The 26,109-nt window shown below is 43.9% G+C and carries 13 protein-coding genes; 7 read left to right on the forward strand and 6 right to left on the reverse strand.

The genetic code is table 11. From position 1 onward, the window contains the following. Window positions 1-468: 468 nt before the first annotated feature. Both FM107_RS11765 and FM107_RS11770 read right to left on the reverse strand, forming a co-directional pair. Complete coding sequence (locus FM107_RS11765) at window positions 469-1,401, reverse strand: endonuclease/exonuclease/phosphatase family protein (RefSeq protein ID WP_086948711.1); 933 nt, start codon at window positions 1,399-1,401, stop codon at window positions 469-471. 1 nt (window position 1,402) lies between these two features. Beyond that, window positions 1,403-3,697, reverse strand: coding sequence for a GH92 family glycosyl hydrolase (locus FM107_RS11770; protein WP_218778970.1), 2,295 nt, complete (start codon window positions 3,695-3,697; stop codon window positions 1,403-1,405). Window positions 3,698-4,721: 1,024 nt separating this feature from the next. Here FM107_RS11770 and FM107_RS11775 point away from each other — a divergent pair. The 3 genes from FM107_RS11775 to FM107_RS11785 all read left to right on the forward strand — a co-directional run bounded on the left by FM107_RS11775 (window position 4,722) and on the right by FM107_RS11785 (window position 12,738). Beyond that, the gene (locus tag FM107_RS11775; RefSeq protein ID WP_086948713.1) at window positions 4,722-7,955 is read left to right on the forward strand and encodes a SusC/RagA family TonB-linked outer membrane protein; all 3,234 of its coding nucleotides are present in this window, start codon (window positions 4,722-4,724) and stop codon (window positions 7,953-7,955) included. A 12-nt stretch (window positions 7,956-7,967) separates the two neighbouring features. After that, on the forward strand, window positions 7,968-9,452 hold the full coding sequence (locus FM107_RS11780) for a SusD/RagB family nutrient-binding outer membrane lipoprotein (RefSeq protein ID WP_086948714.1): 1,485 nt from the start codon (window positions 7,968-7,970) through the stop codon (window positions 9,450-9,452). Window positions 9,453-9,672: 220 nt separating this feature from the next. Continuing rightward, window positions 9,673-12,738: a beta-L-arabinofuranosidase domain-containing protein gene (locus tag FM107_RS11785; protein WP_086948715.1), complete on the forward strand. Its 3,066-nt coding sequence runs from the start codon at window positions 9,673-9,675 to the stop codon at window positions 12,736-12,738. A 910-nt stretch (window positions 12,739-13,648) separates the two neighbouring features. Here the strand turns inward: FM107_RS11785 and FM107_RS11790 are convergent. After that, on the reverse strand, window positions 13,649-16,354 hold the full coding sequence (locus tag FM107_RS11790) for a DUF5695 domain-containing protein (RefSeq protein WP_086948716.1): 2,706 nt from the start codon (window positions 16,352-16,354) through the stop codon (window positions 13,649-13,651). Window positions 16,355-16,783: 429 nt separating this feature from the next. Here FM107_RS11790 and FM107_RS11795 point away from each other — a divergent pair, with 429 nt between their 5' ends. The 4 genes from FM107_RS11795 (at window position 16,784) to FM107_RS11810 (ending at window position 21,805) form a co-directional block, all read left to right on the forward strand. Continuing rightward, entirely contained in the window at window positions 16,784-17,650 is an 867-nt protein-coding gene (locus FM107_RS11795; RefSeq protein WP_086948717.1) for an AraC family transcriptional regulator, read from the forward strand. Window positions 17,651-17,878: 228 nt separating this feature from the next. Continuing rightward, complete coding sequence (locus FM107_RS11800) at window positions 17,879-20,113, forward strand: S9 family peptidase (protein ID WP_086948718.1); 2,235 nt, start codon at window positions 17,879-17,881, stop codon at window positions 20,111-20,113. A gap of 293 nt (window positions 20,114-20,406) precedes the next feature. Further along, entirely contained in the window at window positions 20,407-20,667 is a 261-nt protein-coding gene (locus tag FM107_RS19700; protein WP_086948719.1) for a hypothetical protein, read from the forward strand. Window positions 20,668-20,779: 112 nt separating this feature from the next. Continuing rightward, complete coding sequence (locus FM107_RS11810) at window positions 20,780-21,805, forward strand: DUF1080 domain-containing protein (RefSeq protein WP_086948720.1); 1,026 nt, start codon at window positions 20,780-20,782, stop codon at window positions 21,803-21,805. 42 nt (window positions 21,806-21,847) lie between these two features. On the opposite strand, the gene hutG is transcribed toward FM107_RS11810, so the two are convergent. Genes hutG through hutI form a run of 3 tightly spaced genes read right to left on the reverse strand, consistent with a single transcriptional unit; the run spans window position 21,848 to window position 26,109 of the window. Then, entirely contained in the window at window positions 21,848-22,834 is a 987-nt protein-coding gene (gene hutG, locus FM107_RS11815; protein ID WP_086948721.1) for a formimidoylglutamase, read from the reverse strand. A 2-nt stretch (window positions 22,835-22,836) separates the two neighbouring features. Further along, window positions 22,837-24,858 (reverse strand): urocanate hydratase, encoded by a 2,022-nt coding sequence (locus tag FM107_RS11820; protein WP_256959490.1) that lies wholly within the window; start codon window positions 24,856-24,858, stop codon window positions 22,837-22,839. Between the two features lie 6 nt (window positions 24,859-24,864). Then, a complete protein-coding gene (hutI, locus tag FM107_RS11825; protein WP_086948722.1) occupies window positions 24,865-26,109 on the reverse strand; it encodes an imidazolonepropionase in 1,245 nt (414 codons plus the stop codon).

A 26,109-nucleotide genomic window follows, 5' to 3' on the forward strand; every position in this document is an offset into this window, starting at 1 on the left:
AGAATGCGTATGGTTAAGTGTATTTACTACCCGTTTTTTTGATATACATCCCCCCCCCCGAAAAGAAAAGAGGTATATATACTTTTCAATATGCAGATGCTTGGTGATATTATTACTTTAGTGGATTGAGCTTCTAAAGTTATAGCGATATCAGGCTCACGATAGCCCGTTAAAAAATAAATACGGCGTGCAAAAGAGAGATAAACAGGGAAGGACGCAAAAGGCTCAGGATCGGTTCATCGTAGCACCCCGATCGTTCTTAATTATTATGAAAATAGAAGGTTCCTAAACATAAATGGGCCGTCTATAGCTTTTGATGTGCCTAGTCAACGTGACAGCGCGCGAGTAGAACGATTTGATTTTATGTCCTGCTCGCGCGCGTCAAGGAAAATGATTTTAAGTATAGTCTATAAATAGTGTTGCCAAATAATGGGGATTGTACTCCTCACAATAAATTCAAAATTAGCGTTAATACTCGGCCTCGACGATGATAGGAAAGTGATCCGAAGGTAGTTTCGCCTCGTAATCTTTGAACGAAAGTTCTTTCGGGAAATCGCCCTTTTTCACGTCTTGCGAAACGGCTTTGGGCGCCCGATAAGTTTCCGCTAGTATAGCGTACTTTTTAACTTTTAATTGATCGGTGACAAATACATGGTCTATACGACTATCCGTGAACAGGTCGGGATCAAAAGCGTTGAATGATCCAGTCCACGCAAATCGAAAAGGCGCTAATTCGTAACTATCGCGAACAATGCCTGACTCTTCGAGGATATCATAAATTGGGTTATGCTGGTCAACGTTAAAGTCTCCAGTCAGTACTGCGGCCTCTTCTGGTTTAAGCATATCTTTTATTCGGCGAACGACAAGCTTGCTGCTTTCCGCACGCGCTTGCTGACCAACGTGGTCCATATGCAGGTTAAAGTACCATAATTTTTTTCCCGTTTCTTTTTCTTCAAGATGTATATAGGTGCAAATGCGCGGAAGGGCCGCGTCCCAGCCTTTTGATGGTTTTTCTGGCGTTTCAGACAACCAAAATTCGCCTGAATCCAGTACGCTAAATTTATCTTTTTTATAGAAAATTGGTGCATATTCCCCTTCCGTCTTACCATCATCACGACCAACGCCCACATAACCATATTCAGGCAACTCACGTGTTAAATCTTCTAACTGGTTGTTCAAAACCTCTTGGCAACCCACAATATCGTAGTCGATAAATTGGATCAATGAGCTTATCACCGGTAGCCGCTGGTTCCATCCATCACCATTGGTCTGGTCATTCTTGTTGTCATACCGAATATTGTAACTTCCGAGTGTCAAGTCCAAGGTTTGCCCTTTAACCGTGATGCACAATAAGCTCAGGACAATTCCGGCGCTTATAATTTTTAAAAAGAAGGTCTTCATATTATTGTGTTATTTCATTTAATTCCCGGGTAAAAGAGTAGGGGAAAGCACTCTGCGAGGTGCCTCGTTGTTTATTCGGCTGATCATCCATTTCAAATATTAAGCTACCACCTTTTTGCAACTCCTCATAACGCAGGTAGTTCTTATCGTAGTTTTTGCCGTTAACCTTTAGATCCCGGATATACACGTTTTTCACCCCTGTATTATTGGAGCCAATAACGACTTTATTTCCATTCTCAAGGTGTAGTGTGACCTTCTTGAATTGAGGCGATCCTAGAACATACTGACCAGTTGCTGGCGCAACAGGATAGAATCCCATAGCGGAAAATACATACCAAGCGGAAGTCTGCCCGTTATCCTCATCGCCCGCGTATCCGTCTGGAGTGGGCTGGTAGAGCTTATCCATAATTTTGCGCACCCAATATTGTGATTTCCACGGCTCACCAGCGTAGTTGTATAGGTAGGGCATATGTTGTATCGGCTGATTGCCGTGTGCATACTGGCCCATATTCATTACCTGCATTTCGCGCATCTCATGAATCATACCCCGACTGTTCATACCTTCATAACTAGGAATTACAAACACGGTGTCTAACATCGCGGTGAAGGCTTTGTTCCCACCCATCATATCGATCAAACCCTGCGGATCATGGAATACACAAAAGCTCCAATGCCATGCATTTCCTTCAGTGTATGCGCGAGACCAGGCGCTGGGATCGAAGTCCGCTATAAAATTTCCTTCACTATCTTTTGGACGCATAAGTTTTGTTTGCGCGTCAAAAAGATTCTTATAATTCATCGCACGCTTGGCATAAATCGCAGTTTCGGCGCTCGGGCGACCGATGGATTTTCCATACTGGTAAATACACCAATCGTTATAGGCGTATTCCAACGTACGGGCTACATTTTGATTAATATCCTCTCCTATTGGAATATAACCTAAATCATTATAGAACTGGAACCCCGTTCTGCCTGTTGCGGAAATATTTGGATGCACATGGTTTGCGCCGTGCTGAAGCGCTTCCCACAATATTTGCGTGTCGTACCCTTTTCTTCCTGTTTTTAAAGCGTCTGCAACAATAGATGCCGAGTTGTTTCCGATCATCGATTCGCGGTGCCCTGGGCTTGCCCATTCGGGTAAAAAGCCACTTTCCTTATAAGCGTTCACTAGTCCTTCCTGCATCTGATCGTTCATCGATGGGTATAGGAGGTTTAGTAACGGGAATAGGGAACGGAAAGTATCCCAAAACCCGGTGTCGGTGAACATCGCACCTGGTAAGACTTTACCATTGTACGGTGAATAATGGATTTTATTGCCGTTTGCATCTATCTCCGACAAATTACGTGGGAATAAAGTTGAACGGTATAATGCGGAATAAAATGTGCGTTTCGCATCGAGATTATCGTCTTCAATCTCCACGCGTCCAAGTACCTCATTCCAACGGGCTTTGCCGGCTTGCATCACCTGGTCGAAAGATTTGTTCGCTACCTCATTTAAGTTCAAATCGGCTTGTTCGAAACTGATAAACGAAGACGCCACGCGCGCAGTCACTTCTTCACCTTTCGTGGTTTTGAATCCAACGATTCCGCCGGCGTGGTTATCCTGGATTTCTAATTCGCCTTCTTGGATAGTGTTGTTTTTTACGCCGGCTTGATAGGTAAACGGCTTGTCAAACTCAATGACAAAATAGTTTTTGAAATTTTCAGGAACACCCCCGCTATTGCGCGTGGTGTAGCCAATAATTTTATTTTCCTTGGGAAGGATCTTGATGTATGATCCTTTATCAAACGCGTCGACGGCTACGAAAGCGCTATCAGTCTGTGGAAATGTAATTCTGAAAATGGCTGACCGCTCTGTTGGCGATAATTCGGTCATTACGTCGTAATCGGCTAAATATACACTGTAATAATACGGACGCGCATCTTCGGCCTTATGGGAGAACCAACTTGCGCGCTTCTCTTCGTCAAATTCCGCTTTTCCGGTCATAGGCATAATGGAGAATTGCCCGTAATCATTATTCCATGGACTTGGTTGATGCGTCTGTTTGAAACCTCTGATCTTATCTGCTGTATAGGTATAGACCCATCCATCACCCATCTTCCCGGTTTGTGGAGTCCAAAAGTTCATCCCCCACGGCCGCGCAATGGCCGGGTAAGTGTTCCCGTTAGAAAGTTCATACTTGGACTGTGTACCAACTAAGGGATTGGCATAATCAACTGGTGTTTTGATTTGCGCCGTTATCATGGTCACGAAAAGCATTAAAGCCGTCGTCACGAGGGTATTTATCATTTTCATCATGTTAAAATTATATAAACCAAATTGAATAAAAAAGTTTTGCTAAATCTATTTAGTCATTAATTGGTGGCTCAATGTTCGCAAGATGGAATTCTTCAGTGTGTTTTTTTTCTACCAATCATTCGATTGATCTTCTTGGGCGATAAGAGTGTTAGTCGGCTTTTATACAGTATTTTATCTTCTCCAGGCGCGCGTGTCAAGAGGTTTTCTAACCTGGCCGTTTGTAGCGAGGAGGAAGCTGGAGGTTCCTCATCCCAATACGTATTTAAGTTAACGCTGGGTAACAACGATTTTACGAACACGACAGGTAAAGCCTCGTTTATTTAGAGGTATAAGGAGAGGTGATTTTTGTTCGTCGATGTATTTTCTGTTTCTTTCGAAGTATGTCCTGCCCCCCGGGCTGGTAATAATAATTTCTAGTCCATAATGCCTAGTATGCTGGATTTTAGTTTGAGAAATTCATTACCCAGCGTATTACTGATGTATCCTTTTAATTCTTTAACAATGTATGCAGGAGAAAAATCGAGGGAAATATTTTTAACAGATGAACGTGATTAGGTCAAACTATACGTACTCGTGTGGATACGCATGCCGAATTTTAACAGTGAGGTTTTAGAGTTTGAACCGAAATGTTGTGTCATGTAGACTGTTAAATAATTTTGTATACCGTGAGGTAATTGATTGTCGTGTGCACTATCATTGTGGTTGAGCGTGTTTAATTAACCTTTTATAGTGGAGCCTTGGTCGTCATTTTCTTCGCTTCATGATAAAGTTAAATGTAAAATTCAAACCGTATTTGGACTAAATTTTTTTCAACATTTAGGGCGAAATAGTATTCTTCTTGCTATTCAAGGTTTATTTGTTGATAATCATGGTTTTAATGCGGCTGGGTCGAAGCTAAATTTAATAAGATGTTAAAATACGGTTAACACTTGTTAATATTCGGTCTGCTTGCATACGTAAATCTCCCGACATTAGAAGCGGTTAAATTTAATTGATTAACTAACTAAATGACAAAAACTAGATGAACAAAAGAAAAATTGCTTTTTTAGCAGCTAGTCTTTTCTTCTCGACCGGCTTGTTTGCCCAAACACAGCTAAAAGGTCGAGTTGTAGACGGGAACGGTGCACCCATCCCCGGTGTTACCTTATCCCTAAAAGACGGAACGGCTACCCAAACAGGTAGCAATGGCGAATTCGCTATCACTTATGACCAAGCAGGTCAGCTTAATGTTTCCGCTATTGGGTATAGTGGCAAAATGATTAACCTTTTAAATCAAACTTCGGTAGAGATTATTTTAAATTCGGCGACGGAAGATCTCGATGAGGTTATCGTTACCGCTCTTGGTATTTCTCGTGATAAAAAGTCACTCGGATATGCTGCCCAACAGGTTAATGCGAAAGAATTAACTCAAGCAGGACCAGTGAATGTGACCGGCGCACTTTCGGGTAAAGTAGCCGGCGTACAGGTGAATCAGTTTGGAGGTACTGTTGGGGCATCGGCGCGTATTAGTTTACGTGGCAACTCCGGCGTAGGGGCAGACCAACAGCCACTGATCGTTGTTGATGGCGTTCCGATCTCCAACGATACGCAGCGCTCGGGTGATAACACCTACAGTGGTGTCGATTACGGTTCGGGAATTAACGATATTAATCCCGAGGACATAGAGTCAATGACCGTACTCAAGGGAGGGTCTGCTGCACTGTATGGTATGCGAGCCGGTAACGGTGTCATTCTCATCACCACAAAATCGGGTAAAAAAGGCCAGAAGGGGATTAAACTTTCTTATGACGGGAATTTCACGGTAGATCAGGCTTCTTACCTACCAAAACTTCAAAATTCGTATGGGCAAGGTTTCAATGGAGATGAATTCCATTTTAATCGTGACGGTGGAAACTTATCTTACCAGGACTATGCCCGTACTAAAGGGTTTTCATATGATATGGGCACAGGAGCTGGTAAAGGTGTTTCTGACGGAATGGATGAATCTTGGGGACCTCGCTTAGATGCGGGGTTAAAGCTACCCCAGTTCGATAGCCCGGTAGAAAATGGTGTTCGTCAGGCTACCGACTGGATATCTCATAAAAATAATGTACGCGATTTCTTCCAGGTTGGGCATTCGATGAATCATAATCTGTCGGTACTCGCACAGTCGGAAAAATCCAGTACCCGGGCATCCTTATCTTTTCGTGATCAGGTCGGAACGGTACCGAATACAGATCAGAAGCGCTATGGTATACAGTTAAACAACAACACGACAATTTCCGAGAAAGTATCTTTCGATGTGAGTACGAATTATACCCGAACAGAAAGTGATAATATCGTGTCTCAGGGGTATGACGGCAACAATCCAATGAATGGATTTATTTGGACTGGCCGCCAGATTAATATGCAAAATCTGGAGGATAACTGGGACCAAAAGGATGAACGTGGCGAATACACCCTTTATAACTGGAATACAAATTACCATGTTAACCCATTTTTTAACGTTCATGAAAACACGAATTCCTATAAAAGAGATCGTTTTTTTGGAAAGACCTCTCTTTACTACCAACCGTTTGAATTCCTAAAATTCGAAGGACGTGCCGGATTAGATTATTATAGCGCGCAAGCGTTTGAGAAGAACTATTTCAATAGCGCGTTCCCGTTTGGTGGTTTTCGCGACCGAAAAACAGATAACACCGAGCTTAATTTAGATTTTATTGCATCATTTAATAAGCAATTTGGCGATTTCAATGTTTTAGCACTCGCCGGAGCCAACTACAGAGATGTACAGTGGGGTAACTCGGTGATTGGAGCAGATGCGCTTGCTGTGCTCGGCGTATACACGATTGCTAATAAAATGGGAGACGCTATTTCTACGATGGATCATACACATGTTCGTTCTAATTCGGTTTTTGCATCTGCGAACTTAGGGTGGAGAGATCAGCTTTATTTAGATCTGAGTGCGAGAAATGACTGGAGCTCCACAATTAAAGATGATTTTTTCTATCCGTCGGCAAGTTTAAGCTGGCTCCCGACATCGACATTCGAAAATTTGAAGGGTGATGTGTTAAGCTTTTGGAAACTGCGAGGAGGATGGGCCGAAATTGGCGCTGGCGCATCGGCCTATCAAAACAGGGCCTATTATTATGCGCAGGATAACGCTTTTAATGGGGTAGCACAGATGTATCATACGATGATCTTACCCAACGAAGACCTGAAGCCCGAAAGTGTTCGTACCTGGGAAATAGGAACAGAGATTGGCTTATTCAATGACAGGTTACATGCAGATGTCGCGTATTACTATAAAAACACACGCGATCAAATTTTAGAAGTTTCCACGTCGAATGTTGTTGGATTTAGCAGAATGCTTCTAAATGCCGGTGAAATTGAGAACAAGGGTATTGAGGTACAGTTAAGAGGTGATATCATTCGTAAAGAAGACGGTTTTAATTGGTCTACCACTGTAAATTATGCGAAAGACAACAGTAAGGTGATCGAACTTTATCCGCAACTGGAATTAGATACTTATCAAATTGGATGGACTTGGGGTGTCGCAAATGTCGCCCGTAAAGGAGAGAAATGGGGTACGTTAGTTGGTACTGGATATGACCGTGTGGAAGAAGGACCAATGAAAGGAGCCATCAAAGTAAATAACACTGGTCTTGTGGTAAATAAAAGCGGGCAAGAGATTGGGAACGTAACGCCAGATTTCTTAGCGAGCTGGCGTAATGATTTTACGTATAAAGATTTTTCTTTTGGTTTCCTATTAGACCTCCGTGTTGGCGGAGATATTTGGTCTCAAACAATGAACCATGGATATTCTGCAGGGAGTGCTGAAATCACCGCTGAAAACGGTGTTCGTGAACGCGCGATTGTTGCCGGCAGAGATGTAATGAAAGATGAAAAATTTGCGATGAGTGATGGTAACGGTAACTGGGTAGAAAATACGATCGAAACCGATGCCCAGACTTGGTATCGAGATGGGGGCGTGTCGCAGATGTATGTTTTTGATGGATCTTTTTTAAAGCTACGAGAGGCTTATCTAACCTATAATGTACCATCTCGCTATTTACAAAACTTGAAAGGAATTAGTCGCGTGAATGTTTCTTTAATCGGAACGAATCTCGCCTTACTTTGGACACATAAATCAAATACTATGCGTATCGATCCGGAGACTGGTGGTGTTTCGAGTGATAGCCGTGGTGTTGGTTTTGAGCAGGCATCCGTTCCTACTTCACGTAGTTTTGGGCTGAAATTAGGCGTTTCATTTTAAGAAATTAAAATCATGAATATAAAATTTAATAAATATACAATTCTAGCGTGCTTGACATTTGGTTTGGCCACGACGAGTTGCACGAAGTCTTTTGAAGACGTAAATACAGATCCCGATGCATTCACTGAAGTTCCAAGCACAAATATTTTAGCGAATGTATTACGTAATACCGGAGAAGAGTTTGGCGGCGATGTGGCCGGATATGGAACCTTTGCGGGGTATATCGTCAAGATCCAATACCTTGATTATCTAGGAGGATTGATTCCAACAAATAATACCTACGGTAACCGCTGGGCTGCATGTTATTATAATAACACACAGCTGGATTTATTACTTAAAACAACAGAAGAAAAAGCGGACTTATATAAGAATGTTCGTTTTGTCGCACGAATATGGCAGAATTACATGTGGTCCTACCTAACGGACGGATGGCGTAACGTTCCTTATTCCCAAGCATTGCAAGGACGCGAAGAAAATGGTAGTGTTCTTAAGGCAGAGTACGATAAACAGGAAGATATTTATCCGGCTTTATTACAGGATCTGAAGACTATAGCGGACGAAATGGATGCTGGGCTTGGAGAGGATGAACTAGGAGCTGGTGATTTTGTCTATGAAGGTGATATGGAAAAATGGCAAAAATTCTGTAATTCATTACGGTTAAGACTTGCAATGCGTATTTCCGCAGTGGCGCCGGAATTGGCGAAAACTACTATTGAGGAGATCGCAGGTGATCCTGCTAAATATCCTGTACTTGAAACCAACGCGGAGAATTGTTATTTGACGTATCCAGGCGGTGCGCCGTATTATGAACCATGGTATAATGATGGGATTGTAGGAAAACGTATAGATAATTATGGAATGGCAGATATTTTTATTGACCATTTAACAGAAATGGAAGATCCACGGATTGCTAAAGTCGCAAATAAAGCAAATGATGGAACCTACCGAGGATTCCAGAACGGCGCAAAGGCTTCTCCGTCGCCCTTAGACAAAATTTCATTTATTGGCGATAAATATATGGACGACCCTGCTGGCTTTACACCATTTTACAAATCAGCTGAAACATTTTATATTTATGCTGAGGCAGCGATGTTAGGATATAACGTTGGTATGACTGCCAAAGAAGCTTACGAGCAGGCTGTACGTGTGTCGATGGAAGATAACCAGATCGCTTCAGATGCGATTGCTAAGTATCTAGCGGGTAAAGGTAAATGGAATAACACGAAAGAGCGTATCTGGTGGGATATGTGGGTAGCTTTATTTAAAGAAAATTTTGAAGCTTGGAGCCTATACCGTCGTACAGGAATTCCATCAACAAATTACCCGTCGTTGAATTCTATTTTCGGCGATGCACATAACGATCAACCGTTTCGTTTACCGTATCCCAACAACGAATTTTTGTATAACACACAAAATGTAAATCAGGCGAATGCAGAGGTCAAAGACTATGTCTGGGGAGAACAGATGTGGTGGGATCAACGTAGTGACGTTTTTTAAACAGAATTTAAATTAGTAGATTAATCAATAGGAGAGCTGTCAATTGACGGCTCTCTTTTTTTTAAATACTGAATAAAAGAGTACTATCAGTTGTTAATATCCTGTGTAAATTGGCTAAAATGAATGTATAGAAGAACCAGATTTCTTTTTAGTTTTAGAGCGAGGAAATATGGCGTTTGATTGACGAGGAAAATTTTTAGATACTTATTGAAAAGAAAAGATGAAAATAAATAAAAGGATTGCGCGTATCGTGCTGCTTGTTACGCTTCTGGTTGAGGGTGTAAATGTAGTTCAAGCGCAGAGCGGCGATCAAATTTTAGATGGGATAGGGGAGACGGGAATGATTGCGCGCTATGTTTTTGATGGGAATTTTAAAGATTGGTCGCGCAATAATTTGCATGCCGAATTTAGAGGGGCAAAAGCAAGCTTCATTCAAGACGATAAATTTGGTAAAGTGTTATCTCTTGCTGGAGGATCAAATGAATATGTTGTTTTACCGGAAGGAACTTTAACAAATCTAGAATCATTAAGTATCTCCGGATGGTTATTTTTACGCTCATCACAACAAGGACAGTATTTCTTTGATTTTGGTCAGAATCATGATCAGCATTTCTTTGCGACTCCAGTGGGTTCTGCTCAGCAAGAAGGATTTCAAGCTTTAATAACGGCTAATAACACACGGACATCTGGAGCGATTTCTGCTGGAGTACCACAAAATAAATGGGTACATGTTGCGATTGTTATCGACATTTTCTCAAAATCAATTACAACCTATCTTGATGGTAAACACGTAGGGGAAGGGAAGGATATACCAAAGGAACTTGCTGTGGTGTTTAAAAAAGGGGAGAAGCAAACAAGCGGACTATATATAGGTAAGTCCCTTGATGCTGAAAGCCCAAGTTTAAACGCCCTTGTGCATGATTTTCGAATTTATCGTGTACCACTTACCGAGAAGCAGGTTGCAGGTATTTATTACAACGCGCTACAAGGGGTGCGCGAAGATGAACAAAGCATGGGCAAAGTGGAGGATGATCTTCCGAGCTATGAGCTTAGCAAAGCACAATTTTATAATACTTACCTCACAGCGGTATCGGATGTGAGCGTCGAAACGGCATTAGGGGATCTTCCACGGTTGCCTAGTTTTGTGCAAGGATCCTATAAAAAGGGAATGGTAGGTCCAAAAGTACGGGTATTATGGCCTGCAGATATAGATAATGATGCGGTACAAAAAGCGGGTGAATACACAATCACGGGACGAGTGCCCGGAACAGACTTGAAACCAAAAGCTGTGGTAAGAGTTAAAGATTTAAAAAATGAAACTACTCCCGGTGAAAAATTGGAGATTTTCGCATTAAACCAAGTTTCTTTAAATAGCGATGATCAAAACCACGATACTAAATTTATAGAAAATAGGGATAAATTTATTACTACCCTTGCGAAAACCGATCCCAATTCGTTCCTGTATATGTTTCGACATGCTTTCGGTCAGAAGCAGCCCGAAGGGGCGACACCGCTTGGGGTTTGGGATAGTCAAGATACGAAGCTACGAGGTCACGCTACCGGCCATTTTCTTACCGCGATAGCACAGTCCTATGCGAGCACGGCATACGATAAGCGTTTGCAAGAAAACTTTGCGCAAAAAATGACGTATATGGTCAATACATTATACGAGCTGTCCGAGCTTTCGGGTCATGCAAAAGTAGCTGGAGGGGACCATGTTTCAGATCCTACCGCCGTACCTGTCGGGCCGAATAAAACACAGTATGATTCGGACCTGAGCGACAAAGGGATACGTAACGACTATTGGAACTGGGGAAAAGGATATATCAGTGCCTATCCTCCCGATCAATTTATCATGTTGGAAAATGGCGCGAGCTATGGAGGACAGAACAATCAGGTGTGGGCGCCCTATTATACGCTGCATAAAATCCTAGCAGGTTTAATCGATGTTTATCTAGTGAGTGGTAACAAGAAAGCACTCGAGGTGGCCGAAGGGATGAGTGAATGGGTTTATATGCGTTTGAGTAAGCTTCCCAAGGAAACGCTAATTAAAATGTGGAATACGTACATCGCTGGTGAATTTGGCGGGATGAACGAATCCATGGCGCGCTTGTATCATATCACCAAGAATCCAGACTACCTGAAGACCGCGCAGTTATTTGATAATATTAAGATGTTCTACGGTGATCCGGAGCATTCCCACGGGTTAGCTAAAAATGTAGATACATTCAGAGGATTGCACGCTAATCAGCACATTCCACAGATCGTCGGTAGCATGGAGATGTACCGTGTTTCTAAGAACCCGGATTATTTTAAAATTGCCGACAATTTTTGGTATAAAGCTGTCAACGACTATATGTACAGCATCGGCGGGGTTGCCGGTGCACGAAACCCGGCAAATGCCGAATGCTTTATTAGTCAACCCGCAACCCTGTATGAGAATGGGTTCTCCGCCGGAGGGCAAAATGAAACATGTGCGACGTATAATATGTTAAAATTGACGAGTGATTTGTTTCTTTTTACGCCGCGTGCCGAGCTAATGGATTACTATGAACGAGGTTTGTATAACCATATCTTAGCCTCCGTAGCGGAAGATAGCCCAGCCAACACTTACCACGTTTCATTGCGGCCAGGAGCTATAAAGCAGTTCGGGAACCCGCACATGAAAGGTTTTACCTGCTGTAATGGCACAGCGATTGAAAGCAGTACAAAGCTCCAAAATTCGATCTATTTTAAAAGTAAGGATAATAATGATTTGTACGTTAATTTGTTCATTCCTTCAACCTTAAATTGGGATGAGAGAAATATCATCCTAACCCAGTCAACGAGCTATCCCAAGAGTGATCAAACACGTTTAAAGATTAAAGGGAGCGGCCGGTTCGCTGTACATATGCGTGTACCCGGCTGGGCGACTAAAGGTGCTAGCGTGCAAATTAATGGAAAACCGCAGGAGCTGCAAGCACTGCCAGGAAGTTACCTCGTAATAGAACGCGATTGGAACGACGGCGATCGTATCGATTTAACCATACCGTTTGCATTTCATCTAGATCCCGTTATGGATCAACAAAATATAGCGAGCCTATTTTATGGACCGATATTACTAGCTGCGCAGGAAACTGAACCTCGAAAAGAATGGCGTAAAGTTACTTTCGATGCGAGCAATATCAGTAAAACAATCAAGGGCGATCCGCGAAAATTAGAATTTACAATCGATGGAGTAGCATTTAAACCTTTTTACGATACCTACGGACGTCACTCGGTTTATCTTGATGTTACCTTAAAGTAACTGTCATAACGTTTATAAACCGCGCTTCGTGCAGATCGGAGCGCGATTTATATCTAGGGATCCTACGGATTGCGTTCGGGAATTCTTTTAGATATTGATCTTCTGCACTACGGTCTTGATTAGTTTAGCTTAAAATTAAGGCTGCAACCCTCATTAAGCGCGCTACTTCAAGTTTCGTACTACTATAGAACCTTATGCCCCACGGCGTCTTGGTTCATGGACTAGCTCGAGGAGAAAGGGTAGGCGAGATTCATACGGTTGCGGAAAATAATAACGGGTGTAAGCTAGTAAAGGTAGTAGCTTTTTTTTACGAAACCTTGCAAATACTTCCTCAACCGAAGATTAGTATTTAGACTGATCATTAGAATAGACAAGTATCGAAACCTGATATATAAATGCTTATTCAATGCTTGTGAAAGGTTTTCATTTAAGGAAATTCATCGTGGTGGGGGCGAAAAGAAACAATACGATATACTGCACAAACATAGCGCATATAGTACAGCCCGAAAAATGGAAAAATTAACACGTTCTGGCTAAAATAAAAAGCGAATGGCATTTCAAAGCAACAAAAAAGGGACAGCGACTCTTTATTATATTGGGAGCAAGCAGGCTGGGGTTCAATTTTATCAACATCACATTCGTTGTCATTCGGGGATAGAAATTGGGTACACTGCTTACTCGAGTTTGATTTCTATGAAGATGCTGCTAGGGAAAAAAAATTGATTGCTGCCCGCAATTCCTCCTTTGAAAAGGATGTAACGATGAATATTCTCAATAATGATCAACCCAAGAATGTCTGCATCAGAAGAAAAAGGCATATGGCCGCAGCGGATCTTGAAAAGATAAGCTAACGCAGGAATTTTTAATGTATTTGCCCTGATTTTGAAACAATCTACGAGATAAACTTTCCCTAGTTGCTTTTAACTAACAAAACGCTTTTGACCTCGCTCGGTATAACGAAATATCCTTGTGCATTTTTTTTGTATCCTTTAACTTTATAACCACTATTCTGTCCAATTTTCAAAAGCGTATTTTCGGCGTAGCTTTCCTTAGAGGCGCTGAGCGTAAGGCGCACCTTTGTGGTTTCAGGATCATATTCTAAGGATTTCAACTGACCTGCATCGAGCGTAACCCATAGTTGCTGCTCGGCCAGAAATACGCGTGCCCTGGAAGCAGTGGTTATATCTACTCTAATCTTTCCGCCAGTTTCTGAAAGGTTTCCACTGAAGGCTAACCACCCGAATTCGGGATGCTTAATGATATAGGTTCCTGAGTTCACGGCATACCCGTAAAACCCCGAACCGTAGTCGCCGGTGATCCCGTCATTTGCGAGCGTGGAGGGATAGGAGTGGAACGCCCCAGGAGCGAAACCGTCTTGAGTAACGTTTGCAAGTGCGCCCATCATTCCGGCATGCCCCACACGTAGAAGGTAGAAGTCTGCGGGGTTGTCCCGATACGCAGTCAGTAATGGGATGGCGTTAAGAGCCGAACCATAGTGGTGCAGTTGTCTTTCGATACGGGCAAGCTTACCACCATAAACAAAATCCCAATACCGACGAGCGCTGCCATTATAGCCCCAATGCGGTATCGCAGGGACATAGGCCAGAATAGCATTTAAAGTTACTGCTGCTTTTTGATCGAAACCAAAGTAGCGTGACCAGAGGTACACCTCTTCTTGGCCCGTGGAATCCCAGGGCATTTCGCTACCAAACGGGTAGTTTAATGTTTTCCAGTGTAAGGCGCGCTCCTTCATCAACCCTTCTAACTTACTGGCCTGATCGAGCAGCCCTTCTTTTTTTAGATCCATAAGGATGAATAGAAAGATACTGCCTTCCATCTGCCCAAATTGCGCATAATGGGGGGCTTTTTCTACCATAGCAACACCCGTCTGAAACGCACGCTCTAAATATGTTTGCCAAGTTTCCTCGGTAACTAATTGGCTATAATTTCTGGCTAGTCTATATAAGACCCAATGTGCGGCAGCGACATGCGGGTAATTGTAGGAGCGGCCCACATCGCTGGCCTCCTTTTTCGACCATGCGCCCCAAGTCTCATAGTTTATAGAATCGCTATAGGTACCTGTCGGTAGCGAATCGGGTTCGTAATAGAACAAGCTTTTGACCACACCAAATTTATCGCGCCCTTCTTTATGTTGAATTCTTCCAAACATGGTTTGTGCAGCGAATTCTTTAAGCTTGTTTATCTCCTGGGGATCGGGCTGGACGAGCTGTTTCATGATAGCTGCGAGCCAGCTTGCAGCGCCGGCTTCGTCGCTAAGGCCTGCAAACCATGCGTTTTGATGTTCCGTAACATGTGATTTTGTCTCGTAATCATAGGTGATAACGGACGGAGACCGACCGAATACGTCGTTGGGGTTATCATACCACTGTTCATTGGTGAGAAAATGGCCAAGATCTCCCACGATCCGCTGTTCAGATTTAATTACTTTGTAATGAATTGATTGCGTTCGTTCGTCTTCGTACGTGATTGTTAATCTAGAACGGCCCCATTTGTTCCCCGTCACTTTGTAACTCAACCATTTTCCCGATGTAGACCCTAGCTGTTTTACACTTACTGAACCCGTCGGGTATACATCGATACGCTTTACCTTCTGCGTATATTTTATGAATAATTTCGCGGGATTGTCTTGTGGAATCAGGTAGCCCGGTGCACCGATTGCTACAGGTTGTCCCTGAGTGAGAAGTTCCTTTTCAATCTCCCGAATACTGGGCGCTAAGACCAGCTTAAGGGCATAACTTTTCGTCTCACCCGGATCAAGAACTTCGGAAGTGGGGTCATTCCATTGCTTGACACCCTTCCACGCTGTTTGTGTAAGAGCCTTACTGTGTATTAACCATTCGTGAAATCCTTCGAAGGTAATGCTGCGTGGTGTTGGGTCGTCATTGAGGGGACGGTATGCCTCAAAACCCGCATTTTCCTGAGGAAGTACAAGGAGGCTGGGGCCATTTCCGTGTAACCTATTGACTTGTAGGTAGCCCGCGTCTTTTCCGATATAGGGGTCGAAGAATACGTTGTCTGCATGTGCGCTATCTAGGCTCTTCCAGTCCATGTTGTTGTTGAAAATCATCGGTATACCCAGAGCTCCAATTTCGTAAGCCTTCCGTGTGATGTTGGTGATTGTAAATCGTAACACGAGATCCCCATTATCTTGTTCCCAGCTGCGGATCACCTGAAGTGGGATATCGTTAAGGGTTGGTGCCATGTCCGCTACCGCCAAGATGTTTCCGGTGGTCATAAGAGGCTTAATGTTGCGCCGTGTTTGTGCGGAAGAAAATCGGGACCATGAGGAATCGCCCTGGGGACGTATAGTCAGGTTGATATCGCCAAGATGATAGAAATTATCACGGGCGCGGTATCCTAAAAGTTCGTCTGGTGTATAATCGAAAGCAGTATCGTCTTTCAGTTTCAATGCGCTGAGGGTTTGCGATGACTTAAGGATACTAAATTTTAATTTTTCGAGTGTATAGTTTTCCATTCCTGATTCTAGGTCAAGCGTGATTGGTTGATTTTTTATTTTCTCCCAAAATGGATTCTGTGCAAAACCCTCGTTACAGAATACTATCTGCAAGAGAAGCAATGCTAAGGGGAATTTCATCAGTCTACACATATAGCGATCAATAGTTGTGTTTTAGTTAAAATGAGCTCTGCATCCGTAAAAATTAAATTTGCTGAACGGTGTTCCAAAAATAATACTTGGACGCATCATATTGTTACCGGATATTGGTATTTATGGAGCGTAAATTAACCGGTGGGGCCATAAGTGTATTACTATTCTACATGAAAAGTTACTCACGGTTTTTCCATTCTTATTCACAGCCAGTGAATGGAAAACCTTCATGGAGCAATATTCTATTGCAAAATAGGACGATAGCGAAATTAAACATGCTGTGTGTCAACCAACGCAGCTCGTTTTTTCGGAGTAGACGAGGCTGTAGTTTGTTAATATTAAGTTAATCTTGTAACTTTCCTTTCACTAGGCGTATAGTCATATACAGTATTTTTAGATCGCTCACAGAAACTCGTCATGAAATTGATTCAATTTAATGTACCCTCACCGAAGGATAAAAGTGTGTACGTACAAGAGGAAAAACTATCAAATTTTTATCCCTATTTTCATAAGCACGAAGAGTATCAACTAATGTGGATCGTCAAAGGCGAGGGGACACTTTTCCTTTGGGATAGGTTTCACACGTTTCAGGAAAATGATATATTCCTCTTGGGACCAAACCAACCACATGTATTCAAAAAGAATGAAAACACCACGGATTCGACGAACGTTGAAAGCGTTTCCATATTTTTCAATTTAAACGGCGGGCTTTCAAGTTTGATAAATATGCCTGAGTTGCGAGATATATTCTCCTTTATTTTACAGAATTCCCACGGGTTTAAAGTTCCGCATGCCTATACGAGCCGTATTAAAAGGCGCATTTCCCTCTTAAAGGACGCTGAAAGTATGAATCAGTTGATGAGCTTCTTTGTCCTTTTAAAGGAACTTAGCTTGGTGGCCGATGAGCTTAAACCGCTTTCGGTGGCGAGGGTATTCGCCAAAGAATCAGGCTATTTAAGAATAAACGATGTTTGCAGGTTTATAAAAGATAATTTTCGCCGTAGCCTTACCTTGGAAGAGGCAGCGGATCATGCCAACCTTACCCCCCAAGCGTTTTGTCGATATTTTAAAAAGCACACTGGACTTACTTTCGTTAGTTACCTCAACGAGCTTCGCATTCAAGAAGCCTGTACGTTGATAACAGCACAGCGCTATGAGAGTATTGGACTTGTGGCCTACAACTCAGGATTTAATAGTATAACAAATTTTAATCGCGTATTTCGGACGATCACCGGATACTCACCCAAGGAATATTTGGCGCGATATAGAAACACCGTACTGTAAACACTTTTGTTAAAATGCGGTGAGTTTTGATTAAAACTCGATTAGCACATATCAGGAATAGGCGATAGTTTTGAAAACATTTAATAATATTATGGGTTTGCTATCCTTACCTGCCATTTATATTTCGATGAACACTATTTTCCTTGTATCGCTCATTCGTTTAACAATCCTATTTTTACCATTCGGGGGATTGGAATTGACCGTGTAACACAAAGAATTATTGACTATATGATATTTAGAATTTTATGTTGTTTGGTGCTAACAGTGTTTTATATACTACCCTGCTCGGCGCAAGGTACGGTTTCGGATTACAGGCGCGCAAAACAACTTAAGGGCGCTGTTGAAGGAAAACTGTACGACGCTCCCATTGCAAGCGGATGGAGTTTGGATGGCAAAGAATTGTGGTATGAAAAGCAGACGCCGAAAGGACGCGTATTTATACTAGTAAATATCGCGCAGCGCACTAAAAAAGAAATATTTACATTGAAAGAACTGTTAGGTTCTTTGCAAAATAAGCTTGGACATTCGATTGGAGAGGATGCACTGGATCGGGCGAAGATTAAGCTTTCTGGGCGAAGGTTGGAATTTGAACATCAAGGTTATGCCTGGACTTGGGACTGGGAGCATAAAAGACTAGTTCAAAAATACGCAATAGCGCGCGAAGATCGGTCCACTTATTGGGGATGGGTTCCTCCGAATCGTGAGGGCGAGGGTATTCCCTCGCCAGATGGGAAATGGACTGCTTTTATCAAGGACAGCAATATATTCATTCGTCCGACAAATGACACGACCACTATCAAGCAATTAACCTTTGACGGTAGACCAACAGAATATTATTCTGCACAAATCCACTGGTCCCCGGATAATAAAAAAATTGCAAGCAGTAAGGTTCACCCTGCCGCCGTACGTCAGCTGACCTTGGTCGAGTCATCTCCTAGCGAGCAGCTACAGCCGAAGTTGCATACTCGGGACTATCCAAAACCCGGTGATTCACTAACGCAATATTACCCAGTAATATATAACCTCGAACTCGACACGCTGTTTATTACGCGTGTTCAGGAACTAGAGAATCAATTTTCGATCAGCCGTATTGCTTGGCGCCAGGACAGTCGCGCGATAAGCTTTGAGTATAATAAACGTGGGCATCAGCAGTATAATGTGATGGAACTTGCGGCAAATAATGGACAAGTGCGACCGATTATCACTGAACGTAGCGATACCTTTATCGATTACAGTGGTAAGCGTTACCGCTTCGACCTACGGGACGGTAAGGAGATTATTTGGGCTTCCGAGCGCGACGGGTGGAATCATCTTTACCGCCTCGATGGACAGACCGGCGAAATCATCAATCAAATTACAAAAGGTGAATGGGTAGTACGGCGCGTACTGCATGTCGATCAACAGCAGAAACAGATAATCTTTGAGGGGAGCGGCCGGGAGCGAGGACAGGATCCTTATTTCCTCCAATATTATAGCATTGATTTCGACGGGAATAATTTACGCGCATTAACCCATGAAGATGGAAATCATACGGCGACATTTAATCCGGATTTTAGCTATTTTATGGATATGTATTCACGAATAGATACGGTTCCACGTACGGTGTTGCGTGATCGTCAAGGGACTGTGATTATGAGCCTGGAAAGCGCCGACGATTCTGAATTGCAGCAACTAGGGCTGCGTACCCCGGAGGCTTTCTCGGCTACTGGTCGAGATGGACAGACCGATATTTGGGGAATAATTGTTCGACCATCAAACTTTCAAGAAAATAAAAGCTACCCCATCGTTGAGTATATTTATGCTGGTCCGCACAGCTCCTTTGTTCCAAAATCTTTTGCAATAAACCCTAACGGAATGCAGGAGCTCGCTGAACTGGGATTCATTGTGGTGCAAATTGACGGCATGGGAACTTCCAATCGGTCCAAGCGGTTTCAAGATGTTTGCTGGAAAAATCTTAAAGATGCTGGTTTTGCTGATCGGATACTATGGATAAAGGCAGCCGCTGAAAAATATACTTACATGGATACCACAAGAGTAGGTATATACGGCACCTCAGCGGGTGGACAGAGTTCCGCTGGCGCATTGCTATTTCACCCTGAATTCTATAAGGTTGCGGTGTCCTCTTGCGGTTGTCATGATAATCGTATGGATAAAATATGGTGGAATGAGCAGTGGATGGGCTGGCCCGTAGGGCCTGAATATGCGGCGTGTTCAAATATTGAAAATGCGGCGAACTTGCAAGGGAAACTTATGCTAATTGTAGGTGAGATTGACGATAATGTCGATCCCTCGTCGACCTTTCAGTTCACTAATGCCTTAATAAAAGCGGGAAAGGACCACGAGCTGATTGTGGTTCCCGGGATGGGGCACTCCTCGGGAGGAACCTTTGGTGAAAATAAACGTCGCGACTTCTTCGTACGCCATTTGCTGGGGGTAAGGCCGCCCGAGTGGGATAATTATTAATTTGTTTATTGATCGCGGATTACGTTTCAAGAGGACCCTGAATTTGAGTTACGTCTCCTTATTTTACACGCTAATTTGCAAAGGTCGCGCTTACAAGTCACACCTGAAGCCGGAATCTGGGAATTAGCATTTGCTTTTTTTTCGTCAGTTCGCTACCTTTAGTTTATTATAACTAGTTTAACACTAGTTGTTTACGTTTGTTTGTGACATAAATGCGTGCGGACTTTGTGGTTATCATGCTGTTAAATAGCTTTTGGCCCAAATTTTGCCAATAACGCGATAAAGAAAGAGATATGAAAAAATTAATAGGTTTTGTGTTGATGGCGATTTTGGTGATAGGCATGTCTGCATGCTCGTCATATGGTTCGTATCACAGACATGGGCGAATTCCGCCGGGGCATGCAAAGAAAATTCACGGTAATAAATCGGCAAAACAATATGCACCTGGCCAGCAGAAAAAAAAATGGAAAAAAAGTAAGAAATACAAGGGTAATAATGGAAAAGGAAACAGGAATAACCGGAGGTATGATACCTCTACTTATCCATGGAAATAAGTCTGTCGTTTCGATCTTCGGTCGATAATTCTTTTCCCGAACTCTTGAAGGATGATAATTTTAATAATATTTTTTCTAGTTTAGAGTTTTGTAATACCTTAACCATTTAAAGATGTTAAAAAAATATGCTGGTTACAGCACGATAGCCTGCCTACTTATAGGCAGTTTGGCTTCCTGTGGCGGAGCCTCGACGGAGTCGGAAACGAAAACAGAAGTAGTTGGACAAGAAGAAGAACTTCATAATCCCGCGTCGCTAGAAGTGCCTAAAGAGGCCGAAGGTTTAGTTGGCCGTTGGGACCTGACTGTCGATAAAGGCGAGAAGAAAGCACCATCTTGGTTAGAGATTAAAGTTTCTGGATATAATACCCTTGTCGGGGCATTTGTAAGCGAAGCAGGAAGTAGCCGTCCAGTTTCACATATCGTGCTTAAAGAAGGTAAATTTTCGTTTGCTATTCCACCACAATGGGAAGGCGGCGAAGGTGACTTCAAAATCGATGGCGAGCTCGCCGGGAGTGATTTAAAAGGAACAATCACCTCGAACAAAGGAGAGACCTTCAATTTTACGGGAGTGAAAGCGCCCTACCTAAACCGTACCGGGGATGCCGAATGGGGAACGCCGGTCGTATTATTCAACGGAACGGATTTGAAAGGCTGGAAACCATCATCCGACGAAAATAATAAATGGATAGTCAAGGACGGTATCCTAATCAATACAGAAGCTGGTGCCAATTTGATATCCGAACAGACCTACGAAGATTTTAAATTAACGGCAGAGTTTCGTTATGCTGAAGGTGGTAATGCAGGTATTTATTTACGCGGCCGTTATGAAGTGCAGATTGAAGATTCACCCAAGGATAGACATCCCGGATCGTTGTACTTTGGTGGCGTTTATGGTTTTTTATCGCCAAACCAGCTTGCAACAAATGGGCCTGGAGAATGGAATACCTACGAGATCACCCTTCGTGGACGTCTCGTAACAATTGTTGCCAACGGGAAGACCATTATCAGTGAACAGGAGATTCCTGGAATTACAGGGGGCGCGCTCGACAGCAATGAGGGTGAACCCGGACCGATCTATTTACAAGGTGACCATACCGGTGTTGAATTTAGAAAACTGGTTATCACTCCAGCGAAATAAATTAAAAGACCAGCGCGTAGCACCACGTTACGCGCTAGGTTTTTAAAGACCTGTTTTAATTTGCTTATGCTTGGACTGCACCGCTCGGAATATAAGTTCCGCCGCAAAGCGCGCCGTACACTTGTCCCTATCGAAAGCGGGATTAAATTCCGCCAAATCCATGCTTACTAATTTTTTCGAATTGATTAGCGCATCAAACACGGCTAGAAAGTATGCGTCTGGAATTATGCCGTTAAATGCGGGCGCGCTGACGCCCGGCGCGAAAGCTGCGGCAAATACATCCATATCTACGGTCAGGTAAAGGTGGTCGATTTCCGCTAGAAAACGCTTCAATACCTCGTCATTTTTAGTGGCATACATAGGATGAAACTTATCGCGACTGATCCAGCGAACGTTCAACGTTTGTGCCCGATCGAAAAGCAGCTGCGTGTTACTGATAGATTGTATTCCTATCGCCAGATAATGATACGAACCGCCAGTACGCTGTTCATCCATCGCAATTTGATAGAAACTCGTGCCCGAGTTCCCCGCCGGTTTTGGGGTCCTGAGGTCAAAGTGAGCATCGAAGTTAATGATGCCTGTCTTTCCATCACGCACTTTTTTTACCCCTTGGAAGTGACCATAGCTAATCTCATGCCCCCCACCTAACACGATAGGAAAGCCCCCATTACTAATGATATATGCGACGCAACGTGCCAGCTGCTGCTGGGATTGTTCTAGATCTCCTGCAGCGCACCGTATTGTTCCCGCGTCGATTAAAGCACCTTTCGTTATCTCGCCTGCAGGAAGGTTGATAAGCACATCACGTAGGCATGCCGGCCCTGTGCTGGCGCCGGGACGTCCATGGTTTCGTCGTACACCTTCCTCGACAGCGAAGCCCAGCAGAACAATGCCGTTTTTAAGTACAGGATCTTTACGCAAGTCGACAATTCTTATAATTTGATGCCAGCGATTTTCGCGTGAGTCGTCTCCGTCGATACGCATGGCATGCGTATCGAATGCGGTTACTTCGTAGTTGTTCAATTCCATGGTTATTCCGGTTGTTTAGCAAATAGTTGATCGATTAGCGCAGTATCGGCTATTTCTGCGTGGGTGACTAGAAATGAAGGGCTGCGTTGCAGCTCGGCGGTCAATGCTCTTTGTGCATGCGCGCTGCCCGCCCAAGCGCGTCTAGCAATCCCGTTGTTTACATCATAAAAGAGCATGTTTTCCAATTTATGGTCCGTGTCCGCACTTCCATCGAGCAGCAATCCGAATCCACCATTAATAACCTCCCCCCAACCGACACCGCCACCATTATGGATGGATACCCAGGTGGCACCACGAAAACTATCCCCGATCACATTGTGTATTGCCATATCTGCGGTATACTTGCTGCCATCGTAGACGTTACTTGTTTCGCGGTACGGCGAGTCCGTCCCACTGACGTCGTGGTGATCCCTCCCTATGACTATGGGTGCTTTAAGGGTTCCTTCGCGGACGGCCTTGTTAAAGGCTTTGGCAATCCGTATTCTACCGAGCGCATCGGCGTAGAGTATGCGTGCTTGCGAGCCGACAACAAGTTTATTCTCGGCTGCTTTTTCGATCCACAGAATATTATCGGTCAACTGCTGTGTAATTTCTGGGTACGCCTGCTCGAGCAGTTCGCGCATAACTTGTAGGGCGAGCCGATCGGTATGCTTTAGATCTTCGGTGTCTCCCGAGCAACATACCCAGCGGAAGGGTCCAAAGCCATAATCGAAACAAATCGGGCCCATGATGTCCTGTACATAGGAAGCATACCGGAAGTCTTTTTCGCCGTGAGCCATTACAGGGGCGCCCGCGTGGGAACATGCTAACAGAAAAGCGTTACCATAGTCGAAGAAGTAGGTTCCAAGTGCGACATGTTTTTCAATTGCCCGGGCATGGCGAACGAGTGAACGCTGAACTGCAACTTTAAATGCAGCAGGATCATCTGTTATTAATCGGTTTGCCTCTTCAAAGCTCATGCCTGCAGGATAATATCCTCCAGCATAGGGATTATGCAACGAAGTTTGATCGGATCCGATAGCTACGTAAATATCTTCCTGGTAGAATGCTTCCCAAACATCGACCACGTTTCCTATAAAAGCGATCGAGCAGACTTTCTGCTGCGATATGGCTTGTTTCACGGTGTTGACAAGCTCGCCAAGGTTACTGATGATGATGTCGACCCATCCCTGGCTGTGACGTTTTTGTGCCGCATGAGCATTGACCTCAGCGCATACAGTGAGGCATCCGGCAATATTGCCTGCTTTTGGCTGGGCACCGCTCATTCCGCCCAGTCCGGAAGTTAAAAACACCTTACCAGCGATTGTGTCCCACTGTGGATATTGTTTCCGAAAAGCGTTTATTACCGTGAGCGTGGTTCCATGAACAATCCCTTGCGGACCAATATACATGTATGATCCTGCAGTCATTTGCCCGTATTGGGTGACGCCTAAAGCATTATATTTCTCCCAATCATCAGGTTTGCTATAATTGGGGATCATCATCCCATTGCTGATCACCACACGCGGCGCGTCTTTGGAGGAAGGGAAAAGCCCCATAGGGTGACCGCTGTACATATGCAGGGTTTGCTCCGACGTCATTTGGGCTAAAAACTGCATCGTACAGAGGTATTGTGCCCAGTTTTGGAATACAGCACCGTTACCGCCATACGTGATAAGTTCGTGCGGGTGTTGGGCGACCGCCGGATCGAGATTGTTTTGTATCATCAACATAATAGCTGCCGCTTGTTGACACTTTGCAGGATACGCTTGTATTGCTCGAGCGTGCATAGGATACTTCGGCCGGAATCGGTACATATAAATCCGTCCATATGTTTTTAGCTCCTGTAAAAACTCTGGTGCTAACACTTGATGCCAGGCTTCTGGAAAGTAGCGTAAAGCATTCCTCAGGGCCAGTTTCTTTTCAGCGGTACCGAGTATGTCTTTTCGAACTGGGGCATGGCTTATGGAATTATCGAACGTTTGTTTTTGGGGTAAATGATGTGGTATTCCCTGCAGGATTTCTTCTTGAAAAGTCATATTCATTCTCCTTTATTTTGTTTGGTACACGAGTTGTCCGTTCGCCCATACTAGTTGGGGCAATATGGTACCCTGATGGTAAGGGATATTTTGGTAGCTGTCTGTTTGATAAATAATAAAATCAGCCCGGTTGCCTGGTGCTAAGGACCCGCGGTCGGTTAAATTCAACGCTTTTGCTGCCCGAAAAGTGATGCCGGCAAACAGTTCAGCGTTACTCAGTTTTTGGGCGCTGGCGAGTATGGCAGCTTGCGCCATTAACTGTCCCATTGGGGCAGAGCCGGGGTTCCAATCTGTCGCAATTGCGAGAGCCGCTCCAGCATCGAGTAGCTTACGGCACGGGGTAAAGTTCATCCCCAGCCCGAGTGATGCACCTGGCAGCGCGACAGCAACGGTTTCCGATGCGCCTAGTAAATCAATATCTTTTTGGCTCGTCGCTTCCAGGTGGTCGGCACTTATAGCACCGAGCTCGCAAGCGAGCTTAGCCCCGCCGCTCGTAAATTGGTCAGCATGTACGGTGATATCAAAGCCCATATCTTTCGCACTTTGTAGATAGGGGCGGATCTCGTCTACAGAAAAGGCACTTTGCTCTACAAAGGCATCAATCCGGTTGCTGAGACCTTCACGAATTAGGATGGGGTAAAGGTATTCTTCAATATATTGAAGGTACGCGCTCGCCGATCCATTATAATCTCGAGGTTTCATATGCGCCGCCAAGCAAGTAGCAACAAGCGCGATAGGAAGTTCTTGGTTAGCCTGCTGTATGGCCCGTAAAATCTTTAATTCTTGCTCTATTTCTAATCCGTAACCACTCTTAACTTCTATTGTCGTGACGCCCTGCATTACAAGCTGCCTCGCGCGCGTACTGATCTGGGCAATAAGGTTCATAAAATCACAATTCCGCGTATCCTGAACCGTGCTCCATATTCCGCCAGCACTAGCTGCGATTTCCAGATAACTAGCACCACTGTTTCGGAGCGCAAAATCATGGGCCCGGCTTCCGGCAAAAGCAATATGGGTGTGGCAATCGACATATCCGGGTAAACAAACGCTATTTAGGCCAATGTCGACCTGTTCCACCTCCCCCTGGTACTGCTGTTGAAGTTCATGGTAATCGCCAACGGCAAGGATTTTCTCCGCCTCCACGACAATCCCCGCGGCATGTTGGACCTTTAGCTGGCTGTCTTTTATTGGGCCTTTCAGAGGTAGGTCCACCATGGGAAGTAATTGCGAGAAAGGACCGATGAGTTTCTTGTTCAT

This window comes from Sphingobacterium sp. JB170 (genome assembly GCF_900163865.1).
Taxonomy (GTDB): domain Bacteria; phylum Bacteroidota; class Bacteroidia; order Sphingobacteriales; family Sphingobacteriaceae; genus Sphingobacterium.